The organism is Xanthomonas sp. WHRI 6108 (genome assembly GCF_040202385.2).
In the GTDB taxonomy this organism is placed as follows: domain Bacteria; phylum Pseudomonadota; class Gammaproteobacteria; order Xanthomonadales; family Xanthomonadaceae; genus Xanthomonas; species Xanthomonas arboricola.
In genome coordinates, this window is sequence record NZ_CP168198.1 from 2,342,979 (window position 1) to 2,361,502 (window position 18,524).

The window sequence follows — 18,524 nt, forward strand, 5'->3', positions numbered from 1 at the left end:
AGATGCCCAGCCAGCCGCTCGCCGAGCACCCGGTCCCTCACACGCGCAAGAGCCGCCTGGCCAGGCTGCGGCCGGGCGCGGCGTCGGCGTGGTCGCCGCCAGCGCCCAGGATCGGGCGGCGCAGGTGGGGCGGCGGCAGGCAGATCAGCACACACGGCGTCTTTGCCAGTGCCGACTGCAGCGAGGAACGCCAGACGCCGCGGCGGACGACGGCGTCGTGTTCGACCACCAGCACATCGGCGCAGGCGCGTTTGAGCAGGCCGGCGATCTCGCGCCGCGGATTGCCGACGGCCACGTGGATGCGCACGCGCAGGTCCTCGTCGGGCAGCTGCTGGACCAGGTCGCCGAGCCAGCTGGCAGCCGCGTCTTCGCTCAGCGGCTTGTCGTTGAACAGGCTATCCACCAGCAGGCCTTCGCTGACTTCCGGCACGACGTGCAGCAGATGCAGGTCGGCGCCGCGGCGACGCGCCAGGGCGGCGGCATCGCGCAGCGATTCCAGGCTGGTTTCGCGGCCGGTGATCCAGCAGGCCACGTGACCGCCGACAGCACCATCGCGCGGGATCGCATCGGCATAGGGCAGGGTGAGCATGGGCGTGGCCACGCGTTGCAGCACCCGCGCGCGCAGCGACACATGCAGCGGGCGCGGCAGGCCGGTGCGCTCGGACGGCGGCATGATCAGCAGCGCGTCGTCGCGGCTGCGGCAGAATGAGACGATGCCGGCGGCGGCCGGGCCGCCGGCAAGTGCGCGCTCGCAGCCCGGGTAATTGGAGGCCTCGGCAAAAAACGCGTCCAGCGACTGCTGGGCCTGCGCACGCTTGCCCTTGGCGTGCACGTGCAGGATGGTCAGGCGTGCGCGCAGGCGGTCCACCAGTTGCGCCACGGTCGGGATGGCGGCATGGCAGGTCTCGGAAAAATTGGTGGCAAAGATCAGGTGGGTGGGGGTGGTCTGCATGGCTGGCTCCGTGGTCAGTAGATGAAACCGTCGATGGCGCGCACTTCGCGCAGCGGTACGCGCTGACCCAGCATTTCGCGCAGGGTGAGTTCGATGCCGCGCGACAGTGCGGTCATCGGGGTGTCGTGCACGGTGTTCTCGAACGGGTCTTCGATGGCGCTGCTGGCGCTGTCGATGGCGATCAGGGTGAAGCTGATCAGCACCGAGGCGATCGGCATGGCCAGGCCCATGCCGGCGATCAGGCCCAGCGGCACCAGCCAGCAATACATGTTCACCAGCGTGCGCGGCAGCGAGGAGAACTGCCGCGGCAGCGGGGTGTTCTTGATGCGCTCGCAGGCGCCCTGGATATTGGCCAGCGTGGTGAGGTTGGCGTCCAGCGACGACCAGCGCAGGCTGTCGAGCATGCCCCAGTCGCGCGCTTGCTGCAGTTGCTGGCCCAGCCGCAGGGTCAGCGCGTTGGGGATGTTGGCGTAGCCGCGCAGGTCGTCGGCGCGTGCCTGGCCGAGCAGCCCGGCCAACTCGGGAAACGGGTTCTGCCGGCGCAGGTGACAGCGCAAGGCGTGCACGAAGGCGACCTGGTGCACCACGATATCGTCGCGCAGTGCGGCTTGGCGTGGGTCGGCCGGGTCCACATCCAGCGCGGTCAGGGCCTGGCGTGCGATGGCGCGCGAGGTGTTCACCAGCGCGCCCCAGAGTTGGCGCGCTTCCCACCAGCGGCCATAGGCCGCATTGGCGCGGAACGCCAGGAAGATGGTGAGCGCCGAGCCGAGCTGGGCCAGCGGCAAGGCTTCGATCGACAGCCACTGCCAGCCGAAGAAGGTGTAGAGCACGGCCACGGCGCAGTCGAACGCCAGCAACACCAGCAGGCGCTTGTAGGTCTTGGGCCAGATGCGTCGCAACGGAAACGTATCGCGGGTGATCATGGGAGAGGCAACATCGACGTGGGGTGGATGCATTACACCCAGCCTCCACGGTCGTGTCTGCCATCCTTGCGCCAGCGTTGGACAGTGCGCGCACCGTCCGAACGATGCGGCCGGCCTATCTTTCGATAGGGTGAAATCCGCAGCCCTGGCCACGATGCTTTGACATTAACCATCGCAAGAGAGAAGCGGCATTGCAGCGCAGGTGCATGGGTAGGCAATGGACAGACTGAGGCTGCCATTCAAGTGGCGCGGACAGGTGGTCAAGCTCAATCGCGGCCCGACGCTATGGGCGTCGCTGGCGATGCTGGCCTCGCTGGTGTGGGCGGAGTGGTACTCGCACCTGGGCGTATCGCTGGGGCTGCTGTACATCCTGCCGGTGGTGCTGGCGGCCACGGTGCTATCGCGACGCGACATCGTCATCGCGGCGATTGCCTGTGCGGTGCTGCGCGGCCTGTTCGTCACCGACGAAACCCTGGTCGAACAGGCACTGCGCTTTTTCATGGCGACGGTTGCCTATGCCGGCTGCGGGTTGCTCGTGGCTGAAATCAGCCGCACCCGCCGGGTGATCCTGGCCCATTACGTGCAGCTGCGCGCCGAACAGCGGCTGCGCCGGCGGCTGGAGCGGCAATTGCGGCTGCTTGCCGAGAGCAGCCCGGCGGCCTTGCTGACCGTGGCCGGCGACGGCCGCATCGTGGCAGCTAACCGCGCCGCGCACGAGATCCTGGACATGGCCGAGGAGGGCGGGCTGGAAGGCCGCGCGGTGCGCGAGTTCCTGCCGCTGCTGGACGATGCGCTGAGCATGAGCGCCAACCTGGATGGCATGCGCACCTCCGCCAGCACCTGGGGCTGCCGCAGCGACGGCACCCGCTTCCCGGCCACAACCTGGTTCTCGGTCTACGAAGACAGCGCCGAGCGTCACCTGGCCGCGATCCTGGTCGACACCAGCGAGGAAGTGCGCGCGCGCGAATCGGCGCACTTCGACGATGTGCTGAAGAACAATCGCCTGCTGGCCGGCGCGGTGTCGCACGAGATCCGCAACCTGTGTTCGGCCGCGGGCGTGGTCACTTCCAACCTGGCGCGGCATCCTGCGATTGGCGCTGATCCGGATCTGGCCGCATTGCGTAGCCTGGTGGCGGCATTGATGGAGCTGGCGTCCTTCAACCTGCGGCGGCAGCTGCCCGACGACGCGCATGAAACGCGGCTGCAGACGCTCTGCAGCGAGCTGGATGTGATCATCCGTTCGGACTGGGAGGACGTCGAGGGCCAACTGGTGATCCAGATCGCGGCCGACTTCCCCTCGGTGCACGGCGACCGCCACGCGCTGTTGCAGGTATTGCTCAATCTGGCGCGCAATTCGCTGCGCGCGGTGCAGGCGCTGCCACCGCAACGCCGCCAGTTGATCGTCAGTGCGCGCCTGGAACAGGAGCGCGCGGTGCTGAGCGTGCGCGACACCGGGCCCGGCATCGCCGAGCCGGGCCGCCTGTTCCAGCCGTTCCGCAGCGACAGCGATGGCTCCGGGCTGGGGCTGTACATCTCGCGTGCGCTGATGGCCAACCAGGGCGGTCTGCTGCGTTACGCGCCCGGCGGCGAAGGCGCCTGTTTCGAGCTGCATCTGCCGCTGGCGCACGCAGCATATGCGGAGGCGCCGGATGGATGAGTCGCGGCGCGCACCGGTGCGCCTCTATCTGCTGGACGACCACACGCTGTTCCGCGAGGGCCTGCTGCGCCTGCTCGGTGCCGATGCCCGTTTCGAGGTGGTCGGGCAGTCCGGCGCATTGGCGCAGGCCATCGTACAGATCGCCTCGCTGATGCCGGACGTGGTCATCCTCGACTACGACATGGGCGAGTACAACGCGCTGGACTACATGCGGCGCCAGGCCGAGCAGGCGCGCCGTCCGGCCACGTTGGTCGTCACCGCCGGCCTGCCCGAGCGCGACGCACTGGCCTTGATCCGGCTCGGGGTGTCCGGCATCTGCCGCAAGGATGTTTCCACCGATGAACTGATCGACAGCATCCATGCGGTGGCGATGGGCCGGGTGCTGATCGACCAGCGTTATCTGCAATCGCTGGTCGCCCAGGGCACCCAGGAAAGCCGGCCCAGTTTTACCGACCGTGAGCGCGAAGTGCTGCGTGGCCTGCTGCGCGGGCAGTCCAACAAGTTGATCGCACGCCAGCTCGGCAGTTCGGAAAGCGCGATCAAGGCCACCTTCCAGCAGCTGTTCAACAAGCTCGACGTGCGCTCGCGCAGCCAGTTGGTGATGGTGATCCTGCAGGATTATCGCGACCTGGTGTGAGGCGTCTTGTTCCTTTGAAAGACATCGGGCCAGCGATGCAGGTGCACACGCTTATCCGTTGAACCCGATGCAGTTGCAACGGCACGCTGACAGATAGGGCGTGCGACAAGGCCGCATGTGTGACGCTGATCTGCCGCCTTGCAGGCATGCCGATCGGGATGCGATGGGTGGTGTTCCCGGACAAGCGACGAGCCTCACGTCATCACACGATGTCGGACTCATCTGCACGAGGCATGGACAAAGCGCCGGTCATCATGCGCGCCTGATGGAGAGAGGTGTTACATGGCGAAGCCGACGCTGTTCTTCCTGCACGCGCTTGGGTCCAGCAGCAACGAGTGGTCTGGCGTGATTGAGCGACTGGAGGCGCGTTTCGACTGTGTGGCGCTCGATATTCCCGGCTTTGGAGACGCGCCGCCGCTGCAGTCTGTCGACACCGCCGCACTGGTTACCTGGTTTGTCGATGAGGTGATCCGGCGGCAACCGACCTGCTGGTTTGCGGTCGGACACAGCATGGGCGGAAAGATTGCCACCCTGGCAGCGGCGCAGGCACGCGATGGCGTGGCCGGGCTTGCCGGCCTGGCCGGCGTGATCCTGGTCGCGGCATCGCCGCCAGCGCCCGAGCCGATGGAGGAGTCACGCCGGCAGACCATGCTGGCGTGGTTCGAAAAGGGCCATCCCACCCGACAAGAGGCCGAGCAGTTCCTCGACGACAACTGTGCGGCGAGGTTGCCTGCGCCTGTGAGGAACGCGGCTGTAAACGATGTGCTGCGAACCAGTGCAAAAGCATGGATCGCCTGGCTCTCATACGCCAGTCGTGAGGACTGCAGCGCGCAGGCCGGCTGCATGCACGTGCCGGCGTTGATCCTCGCCGGCAGCGAGGATGGCGACCTCGGCGAAGCCGCGCAAAGCACGTTGAACGCGCCGCATTATCACGCTGCGCAGCTCGCCGTCGTGGCCGACGCCGCGCACCTGATCCCCTACGAGCAACCGCAACACCTGGCGCAGCTGATCGCAGCGCATGTGGAGCGCAGCATGGACACGTGCCTGCCCGATGACTTCGTCAGGCTGCTCAATGCAGACCGGGTTGCCCCGCGCATGCGCAAGCTGCTGCTCAGCCGGCATGCCGGCCCACCCGCAGATGCGCAAGGCGTGCTGAGCCAGCATCAACTGGAGATACTCGGCGCAGTCGTTGCGCGCGTATTGGATGGTGAAAGCGATGCGCGCGCGATTGCACGGCGGATCGACGTCCAGCTTGCCGAAGGCGCAGGAGATGGTTGGCGCCATGCCGCGTTGCCACCCGATCGGCTAGCGATGCCGCTGGGGCTCGACACGCTCGACGCGCTGAGCAACGGCTTCGCTGGCCTGCCTGCGGAAACCCAGGACCATTGGCTGCGCGAGGTGTCGCGCGCGACGGCTGGCGATTCCTCGGCACATGGGCTGGATGCAGCGCAGCTGGCGCACTGGTTCGAGGATGTGCGCGCCGAAGCCGTGCGGACCTGGGTCAGCCTTCCCGCCACGATGGCGGCATTGGGATACGATGGCTTTGCGGTTGGCGGTGTCGGTATCGACAGCCTGGGCTATCAGCACACTGCAGCCGACCGGCAGGAAGCCTGGCAGCTTCCCGCCGAAGGCCTGCGATGAGCCGGGGCATCAACGACGCTGCGGTCGATGTGGTGGTGGTAGGCAGCGGAGCAGGCGGCGGCCCGCTGGCCGCACGGCTTGCACAGGCAGGTCTGTCGGTGGTGGTGCTGGAGGCGGGTGCGGCCTTCAGCCCCGCGGCCCATCTGCCCGATGAGCTGACCACCGGCATCTACTGGATGGAGGAGCGCCTGAGCGGCGGGCAGACGCCCACCGCATTCGGCGCCAACAATTCCGGTTCTGGCCTGGGTGGTTCGACGCTGCACTGGGGCGCCTTCTGCCCGCGTCCGGACAAGCGCGATCTGAGCCTGTCGACGCACACTGGGCAGCGCAGCATGGACTGGCCGATCGCGCATGAAGAGCTACTGTCCTATATCCGACGCGTCGAGGAGTTCATCGGCGTGTCCGGGCCGGCGCACTATCCGTGGGATCCCGAGCGCAACTACGCCTATGCGCCGCCGCAGCGCAATGCGTCGGCCAACGCGATGGAGCTCGGTTGCCGCACGCTCGGCATCACCGCCACCGACGCGCCTGCCGCGTTGGTGACCAGGGCGCATGCGCAGCCGCACCACGGCATGCGCGCGGCCTGCAACAACTGCGGCGCCTGTCATCAAGGTTGCAGCAATGGCGCCAAGGTGAGCGTCGATACCACCTGGCTACCGCTGGCGCGCGCGCACGGTGCCCAGTTGCGACCCGGCTGCCGGGTCATCGATGTCGAGCGCGATGCGCGTGGCATGGTCAGCGCGGTGGTCTATCAACAGGACGGACGCGAACTGCGCCAGCGTTGCACAAGCCTGTTCCTGTGCGCAGGCGGCGTGGAAACACCGCGCTTGCTGCTCAACCTGGGGCTGGCCAACTCCAGCGGTCAGGTCGGGCGCAATTTCATGGCGCATGTGGCCACCCAGGTGTGGGGGGAGTTCGATGCGGACATGCGCATGAACCGTGGCTACCCCTCGTCGCTGATCACCGAGGACATGCTGCGCCCGACCAATGCCGATTTCATCGGCGGCTATCTGGTGCAGAGCCTGGGCGTGCAGCCGATCACCCTGGCCAACACCCTGGCACGTGGCGCAGGCCTGTGGGGGAGGGAGCTCGTCTCGACCATGGCGCGCTACAACCGCCTGGCCGGCATCGGCATCAATGGCGAATGCCTGCCGCAAGATGCCAACCGGCTAAGCCTGTCCGACGAGTGCGATGCTTTCGGCCAGCGCAAGGCGCGTATCGACTTCAGCTACGGACCCAATGAACGCGCGATCGATGCCCACGCGCGCGCATCGCTGCACGCAATCTGGGAGGCGGCAGGTGCCCAACGCATCTTCGCCGCCGCCCGCTCCGCACACACATTGGGTACCTGCCGCATGGGCACCGATCCGGAGCAGGCCGTGGTCGACCCGGACGGCCGCGCATTCGACATCGCCAACCTCTACATCTGCGACAACTCGATTTTTCCAAGTGCGCTGGCAGCCAATCCCGCGCTGACGCAGATGGCACTTGGCCTGCGCACGGCGGAGCGTTTTCTCGCCCGCTAGTTGCGTGCCTACCACCACCTCTCTCTACCACCAGGAGTTCAGCATGGATCTCGGAATCAACAATCGGATCGCCCTCATCAGTGGCGGCGACTCGGGAATGGGCAAGGAGACTGCGCGGCAGCTGCTCGAAGCCGGCGTGCGCGTGGCGATCACCGATCTTCCGGACGGTACGCTCGACCAGGCAGTGGCCGAGCTATCGGCCCTGGGGCAGATCATCGCCATCGAGGGCGACGTCACGCGCGAGCAGGACGTCGCCGCCATCTGGACGCAGGTGCGCGAACAACTGGGCGACCCCGACATCTACATCAACGCGGCGGGCGTCACCGGCGCAACCGGCGACTTCCTGGAGGTCAGCGACGCTGGCTGGCTCGAAACGCTGGACATCAACCTGATGGGCGCAGTGCGCATGTGCCGCCAGGCCATTCCCGCGATGCGCCGCAATCAATGGGGCCGGATCGTGCTGTTCGCTTCGGAAGACGCCGTGCAGCCTTACGTGGACGAGCTGGCCTACTGCGCATCGAAGGCAGGAATCCTGAGCCTGGCCAAGGGCCTGTCCAAGGCCTACGGACCGGACAACGTGCTGGTCAATACGGTGTCGCCCGCCTTCATCGCAACCCCGATGACCGACAAGATGATGCAAAAGCGCGCCAGCGAAAACGGAACCACGTTCGAGCAGGCGATTGATTCGTTCCTGGACGAAGAGCGTCCCGGCATGGTGCTCAAGCGACGTGGCCGCCCGGAAGAAGTGGCCTCGGCGGTTGCCTTCCTGTGCTCCGAGCGCGCCAGCTTCATCAACGGTGCCGGGATCCGGGTGGATTCGGGATCGGTCTTTACCATCGCGGGTTGAGGCGGGCGTCGTTCCGAGATGCGGTGAGCTACTAAGCTGCCGCGTCCTTTCTCTGCGCGCGTTACCAGGTGCCGGTAAGTGGGCGCATGCGTAATCGGCTGTAGGAATACTGCAGCCACGTTGCCCGGGAAACCAGCTCGTTTCAGCGGAGTGGGGCGCCCACGTTCACGGCGACGCGTAGCCTGCAGGCTGGACTACCACCGGCGGCGCGCGGCCGCTCGAAGCCCCTCGATACCCCTCACACACCGCATCGCAGACATCGCCTTCGGCAAGGCAGAAGGCGCTACTTTCTGCTTCTCGCTGCGGCATCGCTTTCACCGGCCGCCGCCAACGCTTTCGGCGCGAACTGATACCCCATCGAGCGCCAGGACGATGCGATGCCCAGGTCATAGCCATAGACCAGCGTGACGTGGATGGCCGACATGGTGGCCGCCTTCTTGTCGTTGGCGAGGACGACCCTGGCAAGGTGCTCCGCCAACGCTTTGTCGTCGATGCGCCGTTCGGACAGGTTGACCTGCACAACCACAGATTCGACATTCGGCGTGCCAAACACCGTGTTGTGCACGATGCGCGCGGACTGCACGCCCGGCTCGGCACTGACGGCTTCATGGGCCGCCAGCAAGTCCTTGAAGTAGTCGCTCTGCGCCAGTTGCTCGGTAAACGCCGGAACTGCTGCGGCTGCGATCATCAACACAGCGACCACCACCAAGTGCACAGGCCACACCGGCATCGGCCTGACAGCGGCGAGCGGTGTCTGCGCAGTGACCACCGTGCTTCCCACCGCAAGGTCGTGCAACGACCGGCGGCCGCGGCGATTGAACAGATACAGATAAAGGATCGAGAGCGTCCCGCCGAAGATCAGCAGCGTCAACACATACTGCAGCGGCGAGAGCAACACATCGCGATCGAACTGTGCGCCGTTGAGGAAGAACGGGACACCCAATACCGAGTAACGCAGCAGCGATTGCGGAAGTGCCAGCAGGGCATCGTCCTTGCCAGCAACGCGCACGCCCAGCAGGCGCTTGCCCAGGGTCTGCCCCTTGCAAAGCACGCTGTTCATGACACCAAAGTAAGTCAGTGCAACGAAGAATCCGAACAAACGCCCATAACCCCCCATCCGCACGAACAGATCCAGCAACGCCCAGCCAACCAACGCGCCGGCCACGCCAAGCACCAGGCAATCGACCAAGAACGCAGCAGACCGCCGCCAAAAACCCGCCGCGCCAGGCGCAGTATCAACTTCCATGTAGTTCCCCGTAAGGTGTTCTCCCGGACGCGATGATGCCATGGTGCAGTCAAGGAGACCACGAGTCGGCAGCTTTACCTGGTGATTCCCCGACAGTAAACGGGCGTAGCTGAGGAGGACAGCTTGGGAGAAAATGTGGCTGTCGATTAGGAAGATTTATCGGTGGTAGGGCGGATGTCCGGGTTTGACTCATCCCCAACGAAGACGGAGCGACTAGAACCCCGAGCTCCGCGCCGCGCAACGTCATGGGCGCATGGAGCGGCCGCGGGGGTCAGAGGACGGAATTGGCGCCGCACGAGAGGCAGCCCAAAGGGTGGGAGCGCCGCTAACCCCGCTCCGAAGCCTCCGTGGCAAGATGCCCCCAAGGAAATGAGGGTTGGGATGCTGGGACGGAGAGTGAGAAGAATCCCTGATGTTCGTTGCGCTGACATGGCTCATCGGGACTATGCTCGGCAAAAGACGCCCAAGTCTTAGGTCCTAGTCGATCCGATGACGGAGGAGGCGCGCGCAAGCGCTGCGGCCTGGCAGGCAGCCCTCGATGAGAGGCACAAGAAATGGATCGAAGACGCGCTGGCCTTTGCCGGCCGGAGGGTTGGATTTCGGCATCCGCCGGCGAGTTAACATAAATGCTAAGGAGAGCAGGATGGCAATAAGACACACACAACGCGACGTCCACTGGAACTACTTTCTAGCGCTCGAAGAGGACCTCTTCACTGTCGCGCGATACGTCGAGTTTTCGTCGCGCAACATGGGGACCTACTCCCTGGAGTTCGCTAGACTGCTACTTACCGCTGCCTCTGAGGCGGACGTTATTGCCAAGCAGTTGGTCAAGCAGATCTCACCAGACGCCCGGGTCCGCAATATCGACGACTATCGAGCAGCGATTGTGCGGTGGTCGCCAAAGTTCACAAGGCAGCAGGTGACTTTGCCGCGCTATGGCCTATCCCTAAAGCCATGGACAAGCTGGAGCCGTGGGGCTTCGCCAGACTGGTGGCTTGCCAATAATGCAATCAAACACGATCGAGCTGTCAGCTTTCAGTCCGCGACACTCAAGAATGTGATCAACGCAATGGCGGGACTCTACCTACTCTTGCTGCACAACACTAGACAGGCGGGAGTCGGCGAGCTAAGGCCCGCTCCTCGACTTTTCGTGCCATCAGGCACGCTCGCGATGATTTCCACGTATCCAGACGGTCAAGTGCTACGCTTCGTGTAGGCGCACAGTCCGACGATTGCCTATGAGGCTGCGGTCATGTCAGATGACGAAGCAAACTATGTTGCAAACAAAGTGCCGGCCCGAATCTACGGCTCGCGCTCATTCGACGTGAGTGCATACACAATGGTCGATGGGAAGCCAGAGCGCGTAGTTCGTACCGCAAGATATCTTGACCGCGTCTTTCCTGATGTCGAAGGTGAGGTCCTCGCAATCGTGAAGGAGGAGCTCGTCCTCCGCGCTACGCCTACAGGCAAGAGGCAAGTAAAGCTGTTGGTTGTGGAAGATCCACGAAAGGTCCGATCGCTCTACCTCCAGTCTTTCGATATGAGTGACGGCAAAGATGTTCCGAGCCGGCGTAGTCACTTCGTGCTGAACGGAGCAGAGATCGATGATCTGTTAGAGATCGCAGCTTTGGCGGCAGAGGGCGACTTCCAAGTTAGCGGGAAGTTCCGAATCGGCGTAAACCAACTGCAACGTCTGGACTTGACTCCTGACGCCATTCGCGCCCTCGTCGGGAGCAACTCTGCTTTGATGGAAGAGGTGCTGCGAACGGAAGTCACGCAGCATGACATGGTCGCCGTTGCGTTTCGCCGCGCCCAGATAAGGCGATTTGAGCGCCTTCTCGTTGATGAATCGTACTTCGACAGCGAGAAAGAGCGTACGGGCTTAAGTGACGAGCGCGTGTGGCAAGCCTTCTTCGAAGAGAATCGGTGGATCTTCGGCGGCGCGCTCTTTCTTTCCTCAACGGGCGCTCTTGATGAGGGTAAGCTTGAGCGAACCGTAGCGGGTGCATCGGTGGCGGGCCCCGGAAAGCGTGCGGACGCGCTCCTTAACTCCAGAGGCAGAATCGGCGCACTTTGCTTCGTAGAGCTCAAAACTCACAAGACCCCGTTGCTTAAAGCAGGTCGTCCTTATCGGCCTGGAACGTGGCCTGTCTCAGATGAGCTCAGTGCCGCAGTGACTCAGGCACACAGAACGGTCCAGCTGGCTGAGCAATCAATCCAGAAACAGCTCAAGATTGTTGACGAGTTCGGCAATCCGACCTCCTGCGATGTTTTCCTGATACGCCCCCGATCCGTCGTTGTCTGCGGGGATCTCGCGGAGTTCAGGGGTGAGCACGGGATCAACTATGACAAGTACAGCTCGTACGAGCTTTATAGGAGACACCTGGAGCGGCCAGAAATAGTAACCTTCGACGAGCTCTTAGAACGCGCCAAGCTGCTTGTCGACGTGTCGCTAGCGTGACGCGGATGAGCGCGAGAACATGCCGATGATGTGGCGATCGCAGTGCTCGAGGGCAACGTGCTCTCTAAAGCTGGCGTGTCGCGCTCACTCATCACGTATCGGGCAGCTAAGCGCGCACGCCACTTTATTCGTCGCGGCTTGCGGTGAGGTACTTGTGGGAACTGTCTTCGGGCTACAGCGCATCAAGCATGAGCGCAGCAATGTTTCCCATCGACTCCACCGGGAAGCGCGCTTGAGCCTGTGTAACCGTGCTCAGCCAGGGGCGGCCGTGCCCGGTTCCTTGCTTGTTTCTTAGTGCGTTCAAAGCGCAGCCGAGTTCATAAGCGGCCCGCTCGACGCGCCTTTGCACTGGCTCGCCTGGAACTACTGGATCGCTGGGCGTAGCTAGCCCTAAGGCCGTGAATGCCTGTCCAAGCAGAGTAGGGAAGTTGGCTGTTTCTACGTACGAACCCCAGCGCTGCACCAAGGCATGCCCGGCGGTCGCCTCTAATAAGTCCTTAGCAGTACCGGCAACTAGGGGGCTATCAAGAGCGCCGCTACGGGCCCGCTCCGCGTGAGCCCGAAGTGCCACGGTTAGTTCCTTCGCGGTCAGCGATGATAGAACTTTGGGCTGGAGCGAGCCATCAGCCCCCAACTGCCAGCCCTCTAGGTCGAAAGCGGCTGACAGGTTGGCAATTGCATCCGCGCCACAATAGTTCGCGGAAGCTAGGCGAAAGCCTCCGTAGCCCTGAACCGTAGATAGCAGTCCGGTGACAAGAACCTCTCCGGAAGGCCTGTCGTGTGACAGCGCCCAGCTCAGCACTGCGCGAACTCGCTTTGACTTCCCGACAGGCTTTGATTGTCTGCCGGGATCTACCGAAGCCAGCCTTGCCTTATCGATCTGAAACTCGATGTCCGAGTGGCTTGGCTCGCGCTTATCGGTCTGCGAGTCATCTATTAGACGTGCGGCGGCTACGAGGATTGCGTCGTTTAGTGGGGGCGGTTCGACATGGGGTGGGCTTCTCCGATCGAGGCTGTTACCGAGGAATCAGTCCCACGCGCTCGCCCGGCTTGGCGGCGTCACCCGCAAACCACTGATAGTGGACCTTCTCGGCCACGTCTTTAGGGGGCTCCTTATTCTCGACGATGATCACTTGGATTCCGTCGTCGAGGTGCGTGAGCGATTCCCAAAAGGAGGCCTCGATTCCGGGATCAACTGGGCCATCGCCGGTAGAGCTAGACTTGCCCTTCTTGTAGCTCGTCAGCGGTGAATCAATAATCACCATGCCTGGGTGGGGCTTGCCCTTATTCTTGCAGTAGCGAAGAAGCCCTATCGCGAAAGCTGCATAGAGGACCGCGCGAACGCCCTTGCCATGCGATTGGCGCGATTGACCATCCACAACAATGTCGTATTCCTTCTGGTCAAAATCCACTCGCCCCGGACCGTTCCAGCTCCACTCGCCCAGAATGGTCTCAATCTCGGAGCAGAGGTCTCGCAGTGCCTTTGCGGGCAACTGTTCCCAGGCTCCCTTCTCTTGCTTGGTGTCCAACGCGGTCTCGATCTGTCGCTTGCGCTCGCTGAGGTTGCGAATCTGATCTCGCTCGCTACTGGCGCGCTCAAGTTCAATTCTCTGATTAACCAAATTGTCGAGACGGGCGGCGACTTCGGTGAAGGATGGAAGGACGGCCTCAGAAAGCCTATCTTCGATTCGCGATACGCTTGCCTTAGCCGCAGCGGCTTGCATGACCCGCTCTTGCATGCGTGAAGCCACGGCCTCAATAGTCGCCGCCAAGTCCGCGCGATGCCCGAGAATCTTTCCCGCTTCCGCCCGCGCTGACTGGTGGACGCTCTCTGCGGATGCTTCGGCGGAGTGTTCATGAACGCCGGCCATGACCTGATCGCAAAGAGGGCAACGCGTCTCCTGCAACTCCTTGAAGTAGTGAGCGCCCTCGGCCACGAAATCAAGGCGCTCCAAGTCCGAGGCATAGCGGCCATCAAGTAAGTGGTACCGCGACAGCAGCTCATCCAAGGCAATGATTTGGGACTCAGCCCGGTTCAGCTGGTCGGTGGACGCCTCTCGCTCTAAATGGAGATTTGTCCTTTCCTCGGTGATCAACGCGAGCTGGTCACTAATGCTGCTAATTACTTCCTCAATCTCGTCGGAAGTAGCGGGCCCCATAAGCTGGCGCTTCGCCGCGCGCTCTTCAAGAGGCGCTAGAAGTTCCGTGATAACGCCAAGTTGCGCAGTAGAGCGCGCCTTTACAAGCACCTGTTCTTCGCTGGTTACAATTCCTGCGTCATCTTTCCCTGAAAGCATGAAGGAAAAGGTGCGCTTGTGTGCGGTTTCACTAAAGCCACTCTTTCCAAGGACCGGCGAGCGTTCATCAATTACAGCGATCTCGTCGACCAAGAGAACGGGAAGGAACATGCGCATGGAAAGGCGCTGAGTCACTCCGCGATCATTCTTGCGGAGCACGGCCTCAGGGATCCCGGCGAAAGGAAAGAGGACAGACGAGATGTCTTTGCCGCCTTTGCCCGTTCCGCGTTTCGAAGTCGCGACTTCGGGTTGGGTTGCGCCAATGGATTCGAACTCGGATCGGTAGACGGCGATCCTTCCTCCGGCCAAGCTGCGTTTGAGTGTCAGGAAGTGTCCGGCGGAGTTCTCAAGCTCGACAAAAATATCCGAGTATGCCTCTGCCTCGGGGATTCGTTTCCTCAGTTCATCTGCACCGAAGACGTAGTCAATGCAGTGAAGCAGGTAGCTCTTTCCGGTATCAGACTCGCCCGCAATAATGTTTCCGCCCGGTTCAAAAGTTTCCGTGGCATCCATTAGGCCAGCGCCACGCAGTACGAGCTTTCGTAGCTGAAACATCGTTCTACAACTCCAAATCGCGTAGCGCCGTGAGCCGCTCAAACTCGGCTCCCCATTTGCCAACATTGGCCGACATGAAGGCGTTTAGCTCTTCGTCCGAATGGCTTCCGAAGTTCGATACGATCCACTCGGATCTATGGCGAAGTGCTTTGGCGTAGTCGGACTTGAGTAGATCCACAAATGCTGTGGTTAGCGCGGTCGCTCGGTACATGATTCCCGTGCGGTCGAAGCTCTTTATGAGCAACTCACGGGAGAACATCTGATTCAATCCGGCGCGCACCAAGTCACGTTTGACCAGTAGCTCTGTTCCACGAAGAGGCACAGCTGGATGCAGGCTGGGCGGCCCATCGAGTATGTCGCCAGAGTGAACAAGGAGATAGTCATATGAAACGAGCCGCTGGAGATCTGACGGCGCTCCATTGGTGGCGTTCAGAACAAAGAGCGTTCGAAGCCCGCACTCCAAGGGCGTGTTGAAAGGACGGGGGGATCGTGGTGAGGCTCGATTGTTGTTCATCATGTGCCGCACCACTTCAGCATGCCCTCGTTCGCCATCTGGTGACACATGCCCTCGCGGTCCTTTGCTTGCACATGAGGGGCCAACACGTGCCCACCAAGCTGAAGCGACTGCGCCGCCTTCACAGTGTCTTTGAGGCGATCTAATCCGGCCTGACCGGTTGTCGTGTACATGTAGTACAGGCCCTCACGGAACTCGACGAGCAGGGTTTCAAAGAACGCTGGATCGGCCATCTGATCGCGGGCCAGCTCTTTAAGGCCCTCAGCGCAATAGAAGGTAATGCGGGAGCGCTCAAAAATCCCCTTATAAGGCGCCAAATGTAAGAAGTCGCTGGGGTCGCTGATAGTTGTTTCCATGGCTTCCCCGATAACTTCGAACAACTGGGTGATGTAGCCGGACTCTGTCGGTACAACAGATGAAGGGGGCTCCGGCGGAGCCGGCCTTTCAATCAGCGGCGCACCGAATACGGTCAAGTGGTACCTGGTTTGTGCATGCTCGGAGATGAGTTCAAGCGGCTGCTTCGCTTTGAAGATGCTGAAATCAAACGAGGCAATGTGGTCTTTCATCTCTTCAGTGAGATCCACCGTCGCTTTGGAGGTGATTTCGCCCGCGCAGTGTTTGTCCCAATTCTCAGTTACGAAATCGCACAGCTTCTTTGGATCATCCAAGAGGTCCTGAAGAGTAGAAGTCGTGCCCTTATGCGTGACAAACCAATACTCTTCAGGCGATGTGTAGTCGCCCTTGAGCGTGTAATAGAGAACTTTGGCGATCTCACCGGCTGCGACGCCGGGTCCCAGACGGTCGCCGTAGTGCTTGCACTGATATAGCTTCCAGCGGCGCGGCTCTGTCACCGAGGGATCAAGCCACACGACCACGTCTCGTCCCTTGTCGCCGGCACCGCCGCGCTGCTGAACTTCAACGACCTCGACTTGCGTCGAGAGGTAGTCAGAGGCCCATTCAAGTGTGAAGCGCTCGAAATCTGCCGCGCTGAACTGAGCTAGCCGATCCAGCGGTTGTACGGGTAGTCCCGCTCCCACGCCAAGAAGGCGAGCATTGGCATTAGGCCAAGGGGTTGGCGGCGGTAGCGCTGATAGCGTCGCACCGGCTCCCTTGCCCGATTTACTTGAGGCCACGCCCCCCTCCCTTGGCCGTAGTACAAGTCCAGCAGCCAGAGGATAAGCCATTGAAGGAGCCAGGGTGCACATCAGTTAACGCGGGGCCCATAGTCCTCTCAGGGCAGTCAATCTTCCAAAAGCCGAGCAACGGGATTCGTCGTAGCGCCACCCGTCTGGAAGTAACCGATCACACTCGCAACCGCTCGGTGCTCGGTCATCGCCATGATGGCGGGCAGGGGTACGCCCTGACGACTGGCTTCGGTAACGAACCCGGACCGCAGGCTGTGCCCGCCAAAATCTCCCTCCAGCCCGGCCAGGCGCGCCCGCCGCTGCACGATCTCACCCACGGCGGCAGGGGACAGGGCAGGACCGACCCGCTGTTTCCACAGCCGCCGAAAGATCATCGCCCCCTCGATGATCCCGGCTGCGTCCAGCCAGTCCTGCAGGGCGAGGGCGGCCCGATCGAGGACCGGCTTGTCCGGCGCCGAGCTCGCGGTGACACCGGCCTACTGGGTCTTGCTGTGCTCCAGGCGGTAGATGTAGCCCGCCTCACCGATCCGGCGCAGGTCGCGCAGGTCGGCCGCGGCGATCTCGTTGCGCCGGCGCCCACCGCTGGCAAACCCAAAACAGAGCAGGGCGCGGTCGCGAATCCCTTCCAGACTGTCGTCGCAGGTGGCCAGCATCGCTTCCAGCTCGGCCAGGGTGATCGCGGTCTTCCTGCGCGGACGCTCACCACGTTTGACTGCGGCCCGAGTGGCACGGCTGAGTACGGTGCGGATCGCCGGTTGCTCGCAGGGGGTGGCAGGGTTTGGGTCCTCGCTTGGCAACAAACCGTCAGATCCGGATCACAACGGCCAACGTGCCTGAAGCAGTCGCGTCCTTGGCAGGGCAGTGGTGGACGTTGGCGCTGGACCACGCCCAAGTGCACGCTGATAAGACATTGGCTGCTGATCGTGCATACCTCCTAGACGCCCGAGAAACCTTAGAGCGAGATCGGCACACCATGCAGACCGACTTTGCCCGGCTGAAAAGCTCGACCCACGAGGCTCAGCAAGCGGAACAGCTCGCTGCCGCAAGGACCTCGGAGCTGGAGCGTCTTGTCGAGCAGCTTCACCGTCAGCTGGCCGAACTTGGCCAGCAGCGCGACGCCTTAGCTTTGCGTGCCACCGATGCAGAAGGCGCTAGTGAAATGCTACGGATCCAGCTCCAGGAATTGCAGGATGCGGCGCGTGCCGAGCGCGACACTTTGAGCCAACACATGCGCACCACTGAAGACCGGGCACATGCTGAGATCGACCGTGCGCGTCAGGAGTCCAAGCAGGCCAAGCAGCAGCTAGCTGCGAGCCGGCGAGAAGCGGCGCTGACTGAGCGCCAACTTGAGCAGGCGCTAGAGCGCGCACAAGGCAATGTTTCCGAGCTCCGCCAAGACCTCACGATCCAACAGGCACGCGCCGATGCGCTTGAGGCACAACTGGCCAAATTGAACGATCTGCCGGCAGCACTCGAAGCAGCTTGGCAGCAACATGTTGGACGGAGTCAGCCCAAGCAACCAGAACCTGTGCGCTCTAAGCGAAGTCGCGGCAAAGCGGCTCCCTGATGCCAAGCAAGGCATGGTGTCGTGCTGACTGCGCGGGGGAGCATCCAGGCCTTACTTAGGATCGTGTACCGCGAGAGAGAAAAACTCCTTACAACTCAATGAGTTGCATGATCCTAGCAAAAAGACACGAATTTAAAAAACTGACAAAATCAAAAGGGGCACAGTACGAGCAAAGACACAAATGCCGCCTTGAATACAATTTCGCATAATGTATATTATGTCATATTCTATTTCGTGTCTGGGCTTTGGTTGCTGCCGTAACCACGCAGCAATGTCCGCGGATCCAGCAAATCTAAGTCCCTTCTGACCCCCATATCCACTGGCAAGCGCGGTCCGCACCTGGCTTAGGAGCTGGCGGTGACGACGGGTTCATCTGTTGGCGATAGTCCTGGCCGACAAAGCCAGTCTTGCTTGAACTACGGTCACAGCACCCCTGCGCCGCTTCACAGGGCCTGGTGGCTCGATCAACCTGAAGAAAGCTCCTTCTTGCTTAATAGGCTAAGTGCGGTCGCTCAAATCCGATAAGGAAGTCATGATCTGAGAGCACCGGCGGCAG

Annotated in this window: 14 protein-coding genes and 1 pseudogene; 7 read left to right on the forward strand and 8 right to left on the reverse strand. The window is 62.3% G+C overall.

Annotated elements, in window-relative coordinates; genetic code table 11:
• Positions 1 to 37 precede the first annotated feature (37 nt).
• Positions 38 to 952 carry a universal stress protein gene (locus ABQ039_RS10020; RefSeq protein WP_046342773.1) on the reverse strand — a complete coding sequence of 305 codons (915 nt, stop codon included), beginning with the start codon at positions 950 to 952 and terminating at the stop codon, positions 38 to 40.
• 14 nt (positions 953 to 966) lie between these two features.
• On the reverse strand, positions 967 to 1,908 hold the full coding sequence (locus ABQ039_RS10025; RefSeq protein WP_226427848.1) for a bestrophin family protein: 942 nt from the start codon (positions 1,906 to 1,908) through the stop codon (positions 967 to 969).
• A 184-nt stretch (positions 1,909 to 2,092) separates the two neighbouring features.
• On the opposite strand from ABQ039_RS10025, the gene ABQ039_RS10030 reads away from it, so the two are divergent.
• The 5 genes from ABQ039_RS10030 to ABQ039_RS10050 all read left to right on the forward strand — a co-directional run bounded on the left by ABQ039_RS10030 (position 2,093) and on the right by ABQ039_RS10050 (position 8,183).
• Positions 2,093 to 3,532, forward strand: coding sequence for an ATP-binding protein (locus ABQ039_RS10030; RefSeq protein ID WP_184611962.1), 1,440 nt, complete (start codon positions 2,093 to 2,095; stop codon positions 3,530 to 3,532).
• Entirely contained in the window at positions 3,525 to 4,169 is a 645-nt protein-coding gene (locus ABQ039_RS10035) for a response regulator transcription factor (RefSeq protein ID WP_065031359.1), read from the forward strand. Before ABQ039_RS10030 ends, ABQ039_RS10035 begins: the two co-directional genes overlap by 8 nt.
• Positions 4,170 to 4,451: 282 nt before the next feature.
• Positions 4,452 to 5,810 carry an alpha/beta hydrolase gene (locus tag ABQ039_RS10040; protein WP_184612047.1) on the forward strand — a complete coding sequence of 453 codons (1,359 nt, stop codon included), beginning with the start codon at positions 4,452 to 4,454 and terminating at the stop codon, positions 5,808 to 5,810.
• Positions 5,807 to 7,336 (forward strand): GMC family oxidoreductase, encoded by a 1,530-nt coding sequence (locus tag ABQ039_RS10045; protein ID WP_184611961.1) that lies wholly within the window; start codon positions 5,807 to 5,809, stop codon positions 7,334 to 7,336. The genes ABQ039_RS10040 and ABQ039_RS10045 overlap by 4 nt, the downstream gene beginning before the upstream one ends.
• Before the next feature lie 43 nt (positions 7,337 to 7,379).
• Positions 7,380 to 8,183 (forward strand): SDR family NAD(P)-dependent oxidoreductase, encoded by an 804-nt coding sequence (locus ABQ039_RS10050; protein WP_184611959.1) that lies wholly within the window; start codon positions 7,380 to 7,382, stop codon positions 8,181 to 8,183.
• 283 nt (positions 8,184 to 8,466) lie between these two features.
• On the opposite strand, the gene ABQ039_RS10055 is transcribed toward ABQ039_RS10050, so the two are convergent.
• Positions 8,467 to 9,429, reverse strand: a complete 963-nt coding sequence (locus ABQ039_RS10055) for an RDD family protein (RefSeq protein ID WP_349777796.1) — start codon at positions 9,427 to 9,429, stop codon at positions 8,467 to 8,469.
• Positions 9,430 to 10,681: 1,252 nt separating this feature from the next.
• Here ABQ039_RS10055 and ABQ039_RS10060 point away from each other — a divergent pair.
• On the forward strand, positions 10,682 to 11,890 hold the full coding sequence (locus ABQ039_RS10060; RefSeq protein WP_349777795.1) for a Shedu immune nuclease family protein: 1,209 nt from the start codon (positions 10,682 to 10,684) through the stop codon (positions 11,888 to 11,890).
• 172 nt (positions 11,891 to 12,062) lie between these two features.
• Here the strand turns inward: ABQ039_RS10060 and ABQ039_RS10065 are convergent, their stop codons facing one another.
• The 5 genes and pseudogenes from ABQ039_RS10065 to ABQ039_RS10085 all read right to left on the reverse strand — a co-directional run.
• Positions 12,063 to 12,692, reverse strand: coding sequence for an abortive infection family protein (locus tag ABQ039_RS10065; protein ID WP_374057851.1), 630 nt, complete (start codon positions 12,690 to 12,692; stop codon positions 12,063 to 12,065).
• A gap of 214 nt (positions 12,693 to 12,906) precedes the next feature.
• Positions 12,907 to 14,700 carry a hypothetical protein gene (locus ABQ039_RS10070; protein ID WP_349777794.1) on the reverse strand — a complete coding sequence of 598 codons (1,794 nt, stop codon included), beginning with the start codon at positions 14,698 to 14,700 and terminating at the stop codon, positions 12,907 to 12,909.
• Positions 14,701 to 14,746: 46 nt separating this feature from the next.
• Positions 14,747 to 15,259 (reverse strand): ABC-three component system middle component 2, encoded by a 513-nt coding sequence (locus ABQ039_RS10075; RefSeq protein WP_349777793.1) that lies wholly within the window; start codon positions 15,257 to 15,259, stop codon positions 14,747 to 14,749.
• The gene (locus ABQ039_RS10080) at positions 15,256 to 16,389 is read right to left on the reverse strand and encodes an ABC-three component system protein (protein WP_349777792.1); all 1,134 of its coding nucleotides are present in this window, start codon (positions 16,387 to 16,389) and stop codon (positions 15,256 to 15,258) included. Before ABQ039_RS10080 ends, ABQ039_RS10075 begins: the two co-directional genes overlap by 4 nt.
• Before the next feature lie 107 nt (positions 16,390 to 16,496).
• Positions 16,497 to 17,174 (reverse strand): annotated as a pseudogene (locus ABQ039_RS10085) (site-specific integrase); the annotation flags it as partial.
• Positions 17,175 to 17,374: 200 nt separating this feature from the next.
• Here ABQ039_RS10085 and ABQ039_RS10090 point away from each other — a divergent pair.
• Positions 17,375 to 17,968, forward strand: a complete 594-nt coding sequence (locus ABQ039_RS10090) for an integrase (RefSeq protein ID WP_349777791.1) — start codon at positions 17,375 to 17,377, stop codon at positions 17,966 to 17,968.
• Positions 17,969 to 18,524 lie beyond the last annotated feature (556 nt).